This is a genomic window from Afifella sp. YEN Y35 (genome assembly GCF_047553465.1).
In the GTDB taxonomy this organism is placed as follows: domain Bacteria; phylum Pseudomonadota; class Alphaproteobacteria; order Rhizobiales; family Afifellaceae; genus Afifella; species Afifella aestuarii.
The window spans coordinates 1,315,851-1,328,494 of record NZ_CP180203.1; the positions used below are offsets into that span (position 1 = coordinate 1,315,851).

The 12,644-nt window shown below is 63.2% G+C and carries 9 protein-coding genes; 1 reads left to right on the forward strand and 8 read right to left on the reverse strand.

Annotated features, from left to right (window positions below):
• Positions 1 to 171: 171 nt before the first annotated feature.
• Positions 172 to 3,627, reverse strand: a complete 3,456-nt coding sequence (gene dnaE, locus ACK8CP_RS06360; RefSeq protein ID WP_414833715.1) for a DNA polymerase III subunit alpha — start codon at positions 3,625 to 3,627, stop codon at positions 172 to 174.
• 207 nt (positions 3,628 to 3,834) lie between these two features.
• On the opposite strand from dnaE, the gene ACK8CP_RS06365 reads away from it, so the two are divergent.
• Positions 3,835 to 5,055: an esterase-like activity of phytase family protein gene (locus ACK8CP_RS06365; RefSeq protein WP_414833716.1), complete on the forward strand. Its 1,221-nt coding sequence runs from the start codon at positions 3,835 to 3,837 to the stop codon at positions 5,053 to 5,055.
• A gap of 679 nt (positions 5,056 to 5,734) precedes the next feature.
• On the opposite strand, the gene ACK8CP_RS06370 is transcribed toward ACK8CP_RS06365, so the two are convergent.
• The 7 genes from ACK8CP_RS06370 to ACK8CP_RS06400 form a co-directional block, all read right to left on the reverse strand.
• Entirely contained in the window at positions 5,735 to 6,436 is a 702-nt protein-coding gene (locus tag ACK8CP_RS06370) for an ABC transporter ATP-binding protein (RefSeq protein WP_234627852.1), read from the reverse strand.
• Positions 6,433 to 7,662 carry a lipoprotein-releasing ABC transporter permease subunit gene (locus ACK8CP_RS06375; RefSeq protein ID WP_234629317.1) on the reverse strand — a complete coding sequence of 410 codons (1,230 nt, stop codon included), beginning with the start codon at positions 7,660 to 7,662 and terminating at the stop codon, positions 6,433 to 6,435. Before ACK8CP_RS06375 ends, ACK8CP_RS06370 begins: the two co-directional genes overlap by 4 nt.
• Positions 7,663 to 7,772: 110 nt before the next feature.
• A complete protein-coding gene (proS, locus tag ACK8CP_RS06380; protein ID WP_414833717.1) occupies positions 7,773 to 9,098 on the reverse strand; it encodes a proline--tRNA ligase in 1,326 nt (441 codons plus the stop codon).
• A gap of 367 nt (positions 9,099 to 9,465) precedes the next feature.
• Positions 9,466 to 9,717, reverse strand: coding sequence for a DUF1467 family protein (locus ACK8CP_RS06385; protein ID WP_234627851.1), 252 nt, complete (start codon positions 9,715 to 9,717; stop codon positions 9,466 to 9,468).
• A gap of 3 nt (positions 9,718 to 9,720) precedes the next feature.
• Positions 9,721 to 10,125, reverse strand: coding sequence for a methylmalonyl-CoA epimerase (mce, locus tag ACK8CP_RS06390; RefSeq protein ID WP_092812602.1), 405 nt, complete (start codon positions 10,123 to 10,125; stop codon positions 9,721 to 9,723).
• An 8-nt stretch (positions 10,126 to 10,133) separates the two neighbouring features.
• Positions 10,134 to 11,819: a ribonuclease J gene (locus tag ACK8CP_RS06395; RefSeq protein WP_414833718.1), complete on the reverse strand. Its 1,686-nt coding sequence runs from the start codon at positions 11,817 to 11,819 to the stop codon at positions 10,134 to 10,136.
• On the reverse strand, positions 11,819 to 12,643 hold the full coding sequence (locus ACK8CP_RS06400; RefSeq protein WP_234627849.1) for a biotin--[acetyl-CoA-carboxylase] ligase: 825 nt from the start codon (positions 12,641 to 12,643) through the stop codon (positions 11,819 to 11,821). The genes ACK8CP_RS06395 and ACK8CP_RS06400 overlap by 1 nt, the downstream gene beginning before the upstream one ends.
• Position 12,644 lies beyond the last annotated feature (1 nt).

Below are 12,644 nucleotides of genomic sequence, written 5' to 3' on the forward strand. Positions count from 1 at the left end.
CGGCCCTATAAGGGGCGGGCGGCTTTTTTGCAACGCCCAAATGGGCATGCGAGACGCGCTTCGCAAGCTGAAGAGGGTCCAGCAGCGTCGCGCGATTGCTGACGAAACGCCAAAAAACGCACCGCGTGCGGTGGGGAGAGGCCGCACTGGCCTCTCCCGCACGCTCTCACATCATTGAAGGTCGACGTGAACGACGCCCGGTACTGCCTTGATTGCGCTCGCGACTTGCGGAGTGACCTGATAGCGCCCGGGCAGTCGGATCTCGATTTCCCGATTTTCGTCTCGCCGCAGCAGCACCAGTGACACCTGTGACTGGCCACGCCCGTTCAACCGGCTTGCCAGACGCTCGACGGGATCGCTGTCGTTCAAATAGACCGTCAGCGCCATGCTGAGCTGCGCGGCCATCTCCTCGAGCGGCTCCACGCCGACGATGCGCACCCTGAGATCGTCCGTCTCGTCTTCCATCTCAGCGGTCAGGCGGAAGAGATAAGAGCGGCCCGGCTCGAGCTTGTCGCGCCATTCGAAAAGCTGCTCCTGATACAGCACCGCCTCGAACTGTCCCGAGGGATCAGACAGAGTCAGAATGCCGATGCGCCCGCCGGAGCGCGTCCGCTTTTCCTGTTTGCGCACGACAGTCGAGGCGACGAGGCCGGCCTCCGCGCCGAGCCGCCTCACCTTGTCGGCAAAATCCTTCCATGAGCTGCCCCCCTTCTTCCTGACGATGTCGGAATAGGCGTCGAGCGGATGTCCGGACAGATAGGCTCCGACGGCGGCAAGCTCGCGCATGAGCTTTTCCGACTGCATCCACGGATCAGCTGGCAGAAGGTTGAGTTCGGGAGCATCGCTCGGCGCAGCAAAGAGATCGACCACGCCCGCCTCCTGGCGCGCATGATGCTCGGTACCCGACCGCAGAAGCCGGCCGACATTGGCAAAGACGGTCGCACGGTCGAGGCCGAGCGAATCGAATGCACCCGCCTGGACCAGGCATTCCATGGCACGCCGACCGATCACTCTCGGATCCGTGCGCGCCACGAAGTCGGCGAGATCGGCGAAGGGCCCGTCGCGTCGGGCTTCGACGATATGCTCGACCGCATGCTGGCCGACGCCCTTCAGTGCCGACAGGGCGTAGATGATCGCGCCCTCCTCCACGTCGAAGAACGTGCGTGGGCGGTTGATGTCCGGCGGAAGCACTTGGATGTCGAGGCGCTTTGCTTCCAGCCGAAATTCGTTGAGCTTGTCGGTGTTGCCCATGTCGAGCGTCATCGACGCCGCCAGGAATTCTGCGGGATGATTGGCCTTCAGATAGGCCGTCTGATAGGCAACGAGAGCATAGGCTGCCGCGTGAGATTTATTGAAGCCGTAGCTTGCGAATTTCGCCACGAGGTCGAAGACCATGGCAGCATCGGCGGCCTTCACGCCATGCGCCTTGGCGCCTTCGACGAAGCGCTCGCGCTGGGCGTCCATCTCCGCCTTGATCTTCTTGCCCATCGCGCGACGAAGAAGATCGGCTTCACCGAGTGAATAGCCCGACAGGAGCTGGGCGATCTGCATCACCTGCTCCTGGTAGATGATGACGCCGTAGGTCTCCTTCAGCGTCGGCTCGAGTTCGGGCAGGAGGTAATCCGGCTCTTCCTCGCCATGCTTGCGCCGGTTGTAGGTCGGGATGTTGTCCATCGGTCCCGGCCGGTAGAGCGCGACGAGAGCGATGATGTCCTCGAAGCGGTCGGCACGCATGCCGACGAGCGCGCGGCGCATGCCCTGACTTTCCAGCTGGAAGACGCCAACCGTTTCGCCGCGGGCGAGCATGGCGAAAGTCGTCGGATCGTCGAGGGGCAAAGCCGCGAGATCGCAATCGATCTTGCGCTTGCGCAGGAGACGCACCGCCTTGTCGAGCACGGTCAGCGTCTTGAGGCCGAGGAAGTCGAATTTGACGAGACCGGCCTGTTCCACCCATTTCATGTTGAACTGGGTGACGGGGAGGTTGGAACGCGGGTCGCGGTAAAGCGGTACCAGCTCCTCGAGCCGACGGTCACCGATCACGATACCTGCGGCATGCGTCGAGGCGTGGCGATAAAGCCCTTCGAGCCGCGTGGCGATGTCGATCAGCCGACCGACCACCGGCTCGCGCTCGATCTCTTCCTGAAAGCGCGGTTCGTCGGCGACGGCCTGGGCCAGAGTGACCGGGTTTGACGGATCGGCCGGCACCAGTTTGCAGAGCCGGTCGACCTGGCCGTACGGCATTTCAAGCACACGGCCGACATCGCGCAGGGCAGCGCGCGCCTGCAGCGTTCCGAAGGTGATGATCTGCGCCACCTGCGCCTTGCCGTAGCGCTCCTGGACATAGGAGATGACCTCGTCGCGCCGCTCCTGACAGAAATCGACGTCGAAGTCCGGCATCGATACACGCTCCGGATTGAGGAAGCGCTCGAAGAGGAGATTGAAACGCAAGGGATCGAGGTCGGTGATCGTCAAGGACCACGCGACCACAGAACCGGCGCCCGAGCCACGGCCTGGCCCCACCGGAATGCCGTGTTCCTTCGCCCATTTGATGAAGTCGGAAACGATCAGGAAGTAGCCCGGGAACTTCATCTTCTCGATGATGCCGAGCTCGAAACTCAAACGTTTCTCATAGTCTTCGAGGCTGAGGCCCGGCGCGCAGCCATGCTTGGCGAGACGGGCCTGGAGGCCCGCTTCGGCCTGCTCGCGCAGCTCGGCCGCCTCGTGCGCCTCCGCCGTCTCGGCATCGGCAGCCGCCCCGCCGACGAAACGCGGCAGGATCGGACGGCGCGTCTTCGGCCGCATCTGGCAGCGAATGGCGATTTCGACGGTGTTTTCTATCGCCTCGGGGAGATCGGCAAATTTCTCTGCCATCGCCTCGGCGGACAAGAAGCCGTGCTGGCGGGTGAGCTGCCGACGATCGTCTTCGGAGACGACGCGGCCTTCCGCGACCGCCAGCAGTGCATCATGCGATTCGTAATCGTCCTCGCTCGCGAAGAAGGGCTCATTCGTCGCAACGATCGGCACGTCGCGCGCATAGGCAAGGTCCAGAACACCCGCTTCGGCAGCCGTCTCGATCTGCATTCCATGGCGCTCGATCGCCACATAAAGCCGGTCCTGAAAAATCGTCTGAAGCGCCCTCAGCCGCCCGGCGGCATCCTCCGGGCGATTGGCGAAGATCGAGGGATAAAGCACGCCATCATGGCCGCCCGTCATCGCCAGAAGCCCGTCGCCATACGCCTGCAAGAGTGGCGCCGTCAGCGGCAGCCCGGCGGAATCTTCGCCGAGATAATAGGCGGTGACGAGGTGAACGAGGTTCTGCCAGCCAGTTTCGTTGGCGCAGAGCAGGAAGAGATGTTCACGCCCCGCGGCCCGGAAGTGCGGCTCGGCGCGGCGCTCCACGTTCTCCGACAAAGCCACGGGCAATTTGCAGCCGATGAGCGGCTGGATGCCGGCGCCGGAGGCTTTTTGAGAGAATTCGAGCGCGCCAAAAAGATTCGCCGAATCGGTCACGCCCACAGCGGGCATGCCTGCGCTCTTGGCGAGCTTGATGAGCTTTGCGACCGGGAGCGCACCCTCCAGCAGCGAAAAGGCTGAATGACAATTGAGATGGATAAAATGCGGTGCCAAGAGTGGACTCCTTCACGCCTCTTGTAACGCCGCTGGCGACCGAACGACAGGCACGAGCGCCCCTCGTCCCCACCCATCTCTCTCAGCCCCGCCGTTGCGCCCCGCCCCGGCTGCGACGCCACGTCAGCCAACCCGCGATGGTCCCGTCATGGATCCGTCGCCAAGTTGCGCTTCCTAAGAAAAGTACGAATCGCCCGAAGACCTACCGTGCCCTCTGTCTCCCCTCTCTCCCTCCTCCTCGTCATTCTCGGAGCCATCGCGGCGTCGAGCCCGGGAGAGGCCGAAGAGGCCGGCAGCCTGCCCCCACCCGTCTTCCACGGGGCCCTGATATTGCCGAAAAACCTCGAGGTCGAAGGAACGCCTTTCGGGGGAATCTCCGGCCTCGACTACGATGCGGCGAACGACACGTTTTACGCTCTCTCAGACGACCGGGCGCAGCGCGGACCGGCACGATATTACACGCTCCACCTGACCCTCGACGCCGACGGCATCCACGGCATAGACATCACGTCGATGCATGTTCTCAGGCCGCCGGGTGGCGGTCAGTTCTCTGCAGGCGAAATCGATCCAGAGGCTTTGAGGCTCGCCGCCGACGGCACGCATTTCTACTGGTCGAGCGAAGGCGACGAGAACGGCACTCCGGAGATCTTCATTTCCGACCTCGACGGCCGCGCGAGTGGCCAGCTCTCTTTGCCTGACGCCTATCTGCCCAATCCCTCTGGCACCCACCACGATGGCACCAGCCCCGACGGCAACCGCCCCAATGGCACCCAGGGCGTGCGCGACAATCTCGGCTTTGAGGCGATCGCCCTCTCTCCCGACAACACACGCCTCTACGCCATTACCGAAAACGCGCTCATTCAGGACGGCGGCCAGGCGACGCTCTACGCCGGAAGCCCGTCACGCATCATCGTCTTCGACCTCGCCTCCGGCAACGTAGCGGCCGAATACGTCTACGAAACCGATCCCATTTTTCGCGCCCCCGCATTTCCGCTCGGCGGCGCCGACAATGGCGTTTCAGAAGCTCTCGCGCTCGCCGACGGTCGTCTCCTCGTCATCGAACGCTCTTATGCGGCAGGCGTCGGCAACCACATCGCCCTCTATGGCGTCGACCTCGACGATGCGGACGACATTTCTGGTCTCGAAAGCATTGCGGATCGCGATGTCCGCGCGGTGCGAAAGACGCCCTGGCTCGTCCTCGATGAAGGAACCTTCGGCCTCGATCTCGACAACATCGAGGCCGCGAGCTTTGGCCCGATGATCGACGGCCAGCCTTCGCTCGTCCTTGCCTCAGACGACAATTTCAACCCGCTTGGCCAGGTCACACAATTCCTGCTCTTCACCTTCACGGCGCCGAACGCCATTCCGGACACAGAGCCGTCAGGTGATCTCCCTGTATCGCAGCGAAAATCCGGCACCGCGGATTGATTGCCCCTGGTCGACGCGGCCATCACGTCTCGCTCGGCCGTCCCGCACCCAACCCGAGACCAACATCATGAGACCGGCCAAGGAGCCACCGGTTGCTCACCAGCAACCGCACGTCCCTGCGGAATCGCAGCCGACGAACCGGTGCCGCCGTTCGCGCGGAAAAGGCCTCAAAGGGGCGCGAACAACCCAAGGCTCAGGACGTATAAAGAGGCTGTCAGCACCACGGTCGCAGCGAAAGACAGAAGCTCAGAAGCGAACATATTCATCGTATACTCCCTCTTTGTTCTCAACATGTTCTGTTTCTTGATTTCTGTCAACCCCGGTGCCTGTTGGGCTTTTCACAGCGTGCGCTTCTGCTCTTTCGGAAGGCGCGCAGCCGCAGGACTTCCGCAGATGAAAAGGCAGGGCTCTGGCGAGGACGCCCGTCAGCGGAGGCGTCGCGGCCCCTCAGGCCCACGTTTGGACTGAACGCACAGATGTACGGCGCCTATTGTGATAGGAGCCGGCCGCGGAGAGCGTGTGCAGGCTGCCGACACGCCATGGGCGCAAAAGCCCAGTGGCATGCGCGCTCGATCGGCGATGTTCGGAGAGAGTCGTTTGGATTTGAACTCGTCGGCAGGGCGTGCTGCCGAAACGGCACGACGTCGTTCAGCCATGCGCCTTGCGATGGCCGGCCGCCTCAGGCGCCCTCGTAAGGCACGATCTTGCCGTCTCTCAGCGTGACGGTGCGATCCATGCGCTTTGCCAGAGCGAGATTGTGGGTCGCAACCAGCCCGGCGAGCCGCGTCTCACGCACGAGCCGGGTCAAGGCATCAAAGACATGGTCCGACGTCTTCGGATCGAGATTGCCGGTCGGTTCGTCGGCGAGAAGGAGGCGCGGCGCATTGGCGAAGGCCCGGGCGATCGCCACGCGCTGCTGTTCGCCGCCGGAAAGCTCGGCAGGTCGATGATCCGCGCGATGATCGACGCGCAAATAGGCAAGCAGCTGGCGCGCCCGTTCCATCGCTTCCTGACGGGACAGGCCCGCGATCATTTGCGGGATGACGCAGTTCTCGAGCGCGGAGAATTCCGGCAGAAGATGGTGGAACTGGTAGACAAAGCCGATGGTGCGCCGTCGCAAAGCCGTGCGCTCGCCGTCATCGAGGCCAACCGTCGCCTCCCCGGCCACCCAGACCTGCCCGTCATCCGGCTTTTCGAGAAGTCCGGCCATATGCAGAAGCGTCGACTTGCCGGCGCCCGAGGGGGCGACGAGCGCCACGAGCTCACCCGGAAAAAGGGTGAGATCCGCCCCTTGCAGGATCGGGAGGTCTCCGCTGCCGCTCTGATAGACGCGCACGACCTTCTCAAGGCTGAGCGCGGGGATGTCTGCCGTGTCGCTCATTCGTAGCGCAATGCCTCAACAGGATCGAGCTTGGCGGCGCGCCAGGCCGGATAGAGCGTCGCGAGGAAGGAAAGAATGATCGCCATCACCATGATCGACATCGTCTCTCCCACGTCCATATCGGCGGGCAGACGGCTCAGATAATAAAGCTCAGGCGAGAACACTTCGGTGCGCGTGATCCAGGTCACGAATTCGCGCAGGCTTTCGATGTTGGCGCAGACGAGCGCACCGAGCGCCACGCCGACGAGCGTACCAACGACACCGATGCTTGCTCCCGTGATGAAGAAGACCCGCAAAATCGCCCCGCGTGTCGCCCCCATCGTGCGCAGGATGGCGATGTCGTGCCCCTTGTCCTTCACCAGCATGATCAGACCGGAGATGATGTTGAGGGCCGCGACGAGCACGATCAGCGTCAGGATGATGAACATCACGTTGCGCTCGACTTCGAGAGCGGAGAAGAACGTGACGTTGCGCTGTCGCCAATCGGACGAATAGATCGGCCGACCGGCCGCCTCTTCGACCTTGCCCCGCATCGCCTCGACATCGTCCGGATTGTCGAGATAGACCTCGATCGCCCCGACTTCCTCACCCTTGTTGAAATAGGCCTGCGCCTCTTCGAGCGGCATGAAGACGAAGGTCGAATCGTATTCCGACATCCCGATCTCGAAGATCGCGACGATCGGATAGGCTTTGACGCGTGGCGAGACGCCCATGGGCGTGACGGCACCGCGCGGACTGACCAGGGTGATGTTGTCGCCCACGAAGAGGCCGAGAGACTGGGCAAGCCGGCTGCCGACGGCCACGCCACCCGCCGTGTCGAAGTCGGCAATCCCGCCGCCGTCTTGAATGTTGCCGGCAATGCCGGGGACTTTTTCGAGGTCGGCTCCTCGGATGCCCCGCACCAGGACACCCGAGCCGCCACTCGTTGCGCCCGAGGCGAGCGCCTGACCCTCCACCAACGGAATGGCCGCGCGCACGCCTGGCACCGCCGTTATGCGCTTGGCGACCGCATCGTAGTCGGTCAAAGGCGTATCGATCGGCTGCAGAATGAGATGGCCGTTGATCCCGAGGATCTTGTCGAGAAGCTCGGCACGGAAGCCGTTCATCACGGCCATGACGATCACGAGCGTCGCGACGCCTAGGCAAATGCCGAGAAAGGAAAAACCCGCAATGACGGAGATGAAAGCTTCTTTGCGCCGCGGCCGAAGGTAACGCAGCGCCAGCATCCATTCATACGCCGAGAAAGGCCGCGTCGCAGCGTTCGATGTGCTGCGGCGTTTGCCTGCCGATTCGTCGGCGACCTCGGCCTCCCCCTTTGCGGCTCTTTCCACCAAGCTCAGGCCTTTTCGTGCACGAGGCGATTGACCGCTTCATCGAGCGACAATGTCTCTTTGGCGCCGGTGGCGCGATCCTTGACCTCGACCTCGCCCGAGGCGGCGCCGCGCGGGCCGACGACGAGCTGAGTCGGCAGACCGATCAAGTCCATCGTTGCGAATTTGGCCCCGGCGCGCGCATCGACGTCGTCGTAGAGGACCTCAAGACCGGCCTTCTCCAGGCGCACGGTCAGCCCCTCGGCGATTTCGTCCGTCGCTGCGTCGCCCGGCTTCAGATTGACGAGACCAAGATCGAACGGTGCGACGCTCTTCGGCCAGATGATGCCGGCATCGTCGTGGCTCGCCTCGATGATCGCGGCGACCACGCGCGACGGGCCGATGCCATAGGAGCCCATATGCACCGGCACCATTTCCCCGTCCTGATTCGTCACCATCGCCTTCATCGGTTCTGAGTACTTGGTGCCGAAGTAGAAAATATGGCCGATTTCGATACCGCGTGCGGAAACCCGCCGCTCTTCCGGCACCGCCTCGAAGGCCGCTGGATCGTGCATGTCGTCGGTCGCCGCATAAGGCCCCGTCCAAGCATCGAAAATCGGCGACAGATCGGCGGTGAAGTCTGTGTCTTCACCGGGAATCGGCAGATCCAACAGCGCCTTGTCGCAATAGACAGCGCTTTCGCCGGTGTCGGCGAGAATAATAAACTCGTGGCTGAGGTCGCCGCCGATCGGTCCGGTTTCCGCACGCATCGGAATGGGCTGCAGGCCGAAGCGCGAAAACGTCCTCAGATAGGCGACGAACATTCGGTTGTAGGCCGCACGGGCGCCCTCATAGTCGAGATCGAAGGAATACGCGTCCTTCATCAGGAATTCCCGCGAGCGCATGACGCCGAAGCGGGGCCGCACCTCGTCGCGGAACTTCCACTGCAGGTGATAGAGATTGAGCGGCAGATCCCGGTAGGAGCGCACATGACTGCGGAAGATGTCGGTGACCATCTCTTCCGCCGTCGGACCATAGAGCAGCGACCGATCATGACGGTCGCGGATCCGCAGCATCTCCTGTCCATAATCGTTGTAGCGCCCGCTTTCGATCCAGAGATCCGCCGACTGGATCGTCGGCATCAGGATTTCGAGCGCACCGGCGCGGTTCTGCTCCTCCCGGACAATGGCGCTCACTTTATCGAGCACGCGCTTGCCGAGCGGCAACCACGAATAAATTCCAGCAGATTGCTGGCGAATCATACCCGCGCGGAGCATCAGGCGATGGGAGACGATCTCCGCTTCCTTGGGGTCTTCTTTGAGAATGGGCAGGAAATATCGGGACAGTCGCATTGAAGCGATCCATAGGTCAGATTGTGCGCGCGCACTGAAACCGTATCGGGGGCGGCTTGGCAAGCGCGCAGCCGGTGTTTCCCAAGCCAACAATCGGCTGCACCATGTTTGAGCAGCCTTCGACCAAAAAAGACGCATTTCTTGTGGAAGCTAGGTGACAAGCCTGCGTCACTTCGTTACTGTCATCTCTGCCTCATGCGGTGAAACAACGCATAAACGGCGGCCGGTCTAGGAAGGAAACGGAATCAAGCTGCTCCCGCGTCGAACGAGAAGCGGCCACAGAACAAAGAACTAAACGAGTAGGCAAGGCTGAGGCCTTGCCTTTTTTATTGGCGATTCTCGCGCCTCGGCGCAGCTCGCGCTCCGCTCAGACCACGAGATCTTCCAACGTCACCCCGAAGACGGCGATGGCGAGATAGACGACGCCAAAAAGGACGGCCGCGACCAGAGAAGTCGCCAGAAGCTTCCACCACATGCGCGGAACTGCCGGCGCGGCACGGTCCGTGCCAAGCGTCACCTCCCCCTCCTCCTCCTGGGTACGCACCCCGAACGGCAGGACGGCGAACAGCACCAGCCACCAGATCACGAAATATACGGCAAGGGCGCTGATCCAGGACACGTCCTAGGCCTCCTCGATCTCCACGAGCGTGCCGTTAAAGTCTTTGGGGTGAAGGAAAAGGACCGGCTTGCCATGCGCTCCGATCTTCGGCTCGCCATCGCCCAGGACACGCTTTCCCTCAGCCTTCAGGCGGTCACGGGCCGCGAGAATGTCGGAGACTTCGTAGCAAATGTGGTGGATGCCCCCGGCGGGACTGCGCTCGAGGAAGGCAGCAATCGGCGAGTTTTCGCCGAGCGGCTCCAGAAGCTCCACCTTGGTGTTCGGCAAAACCACAAAGACGACGGTCACGCCGTGCTCCGGCAAGGGCTGCGGCTCAGACACCTCCGCTCCGAGCGTGTCGCGATAAAGCGCCGTAGCGGCGGCAAGATCACTGACGGCGATAGCAATATGATTGAGCCGACCCAGCATGGTATTCCTCAGACGTAACTGACGGTAACGGCGACGGAAGGCTTTTTGCCCCAGATCGCCGCGATCTCGCTGCGTATAGCGCGTCGAACCGATTCCTGGACACTTGCTTCGTCGCGACGCTTTGCCTTGGGCAGGGAATCGAGCGTGTCGTCCACCGTGTCCTCCACGATGGCCTGCAGCAACTCGCCCTCGCTGTCGCATGAAGGCAGACCGATCAGCGCGACCTGGGGGTCGTCGAGCGGCTCGCCCTTCTCGCTCATGACCAGGGAGACGAAAACGGCACCTGCGAACGACAGGCGGCGCCGTTCGACGACACCGCTCTGTTCGGGCGCCAACAGAAGCCGTCCGTCGCGGAACATCTGCCCTCCCCCGACCTTGGAGATGACCTCGCCCGGACCCGGCGCAAGGCGCGCGAGGTCGCCGTTTCGCACCTCCAGAACTTCAGGGATGCCGGCAGCGCGCCCGAGCTTCGCCTGCTCGTGGAGATGCAGAGCTTCGCCGTGCACGGGCACCAGCAATTGCGGGCGCAGGAGCTCATAGAGGCGCCGCAGCTCGTCGCGCCGCGGATGCCCGGAGACGTGCACGAGGCCAAGCCTGTCGGTAATCACCTCGGCGCCGAGATCGATCAGGCCATTGATGATGCCGTTGACCGCCCGCTCATTGCCGGGAATCGTCCGGGACGAGAAAATCACCATATCGCCGGGCGAAAGCGCCACGGCCGGATGATCGTTGGCGGCGATGCGCGCCAGCGCCGCACGCGGCTCACCCTGGCTTCCCGTCATCAAGGCAACGACCTTGTCGCGCGGCAGGTAGCCATAAGCCTCCTGATTGTGGAACGGTGGAAGCCCGTCGAGATAGCCGAGCTCGCGCGCCACGTTGATGGCGCGATCGAGCGACCGTCCAACGACGACCACCTCTCGCTCGGCCGCCAGGGCCGCCTCCGCGACCGCCTTCAGCCGCGCGACATTGCTGGCGAAGGTGGTGACCGCAACGCGCTGCCTGGCGCCGGCGATGATTTCCTTCAAAACGGCAGCGACCTCAGCTTCGCTCGGGCTGATGCCGTCGCGCACGGCGTTGGTCGAATCGCAGACGAGCGCCCGCACCCCCTCTCGACCGATTTCGGCGAGGCGCACCTCGTCGATCGGCCTGCCGAGGCCCGGCGTCGGATCTATTTTCCAATCGCCGGAATGGACCACGGTGCCAGCCTCAGAGCGGATGACCAGGGCGCTCGGTTCTGGGATCGAGTGGGAAACCGGCACGTACTCGACCTCGAACGGGCCGGCTGAGACCCGGGCGCCCTGCTCGACCACCGTCACCGGGATATCGGGCGCGCCAATTTCGCCTGCCCGCTTGGCGGCCAGAAGGCCTGCCGCGAACGGCGTCATGTAAACCGGAGCCTTCAGCTTCGGCCAGAAATCGAAGAGCGCGCCGAAATGATCCTCGTGCGCATGGGTGATGAATATCCCCTCGAGGCGATCCGCCCGTTCCTCCAGATAAGCGATATCCGGCAGGACGGCATCGACCCCGGGCAGATTGTCGTGGCCGAAAGCCACGCCCATATCGACGGCGATGTAGCGTCGCCGGCGCGCGGGACCGATCCCGTAAAGCGCGAGATTCATGCCGATCTCGCCGACGCCACCCAAGGGCACGAAGACGAGGCCTTCGCTTTTTTCTTTGTTCTTATGAGCCATCATCAAATCCGTACGGTCGCAGCGGCGCTGAAATGAACTTCGCCCGCGGTCACCGCTCTCATCGCTCCGCTTGCTGTCCGCACGAGTAGGCGCCCTTCATCGTCGATTGAATCGAAGGTCCCGCGGATAATCTCTTCACCCAGTTTGACGGCGACCGGGGCACCCAGGCCCGAGGCCCGCTTCAGCCAGGCATCGCGGACAGCCGCAAAGCCGCGGCCGCCGGCCCATAGATTCTCCTGATCCACCCAGGCATCGGCAAGTCGCGCGAACACGTCTTCCGCACAGATCCCCTCAACGCCGAGGTCAACGAGCGAAGTTGCAGCATAAGGCAGATCCGGCGGCGTCCGAACGACGTTGACGCCAATCCCGATGACCACAGCCATCAACCCGTCGCCCACATTCGACGCTTCGAGCAGGATACCCGAAACCTTACCACCGTCGATGAGCGCATCGTTCGGCCATTTGAGAGTCAGCCGGTTGTTCTTGCCATCCGTCGTTCCGTCGAGACCGACGTTGAGCTTGAGAGCCGGAGCGCAGGCGCCAAGTGCGTCGTGAAGCGCAAGACCCGCCACGAAGCCCAGATTGGCCGCATTCACACCTCGCGGCACCATGAGAAGCAGGCTCGCGGCGAGATTGCCCGGCTCCGTAGACCACGCGCGCCCACGCCGTCCGTGCCCGGCCGTCTGGTGTGTCGTTGCCACCCACAGGCGACCCGCATCGCCTTCGCGCGCGAGCCGCATGGCCTCCGAGTTGGTGGACCCGACGGAGGGAAGCGCCAGAAGCCTGAAGCCTGCGGCACGAGCCTTGGCGCCTAGGGTGAAACCCATC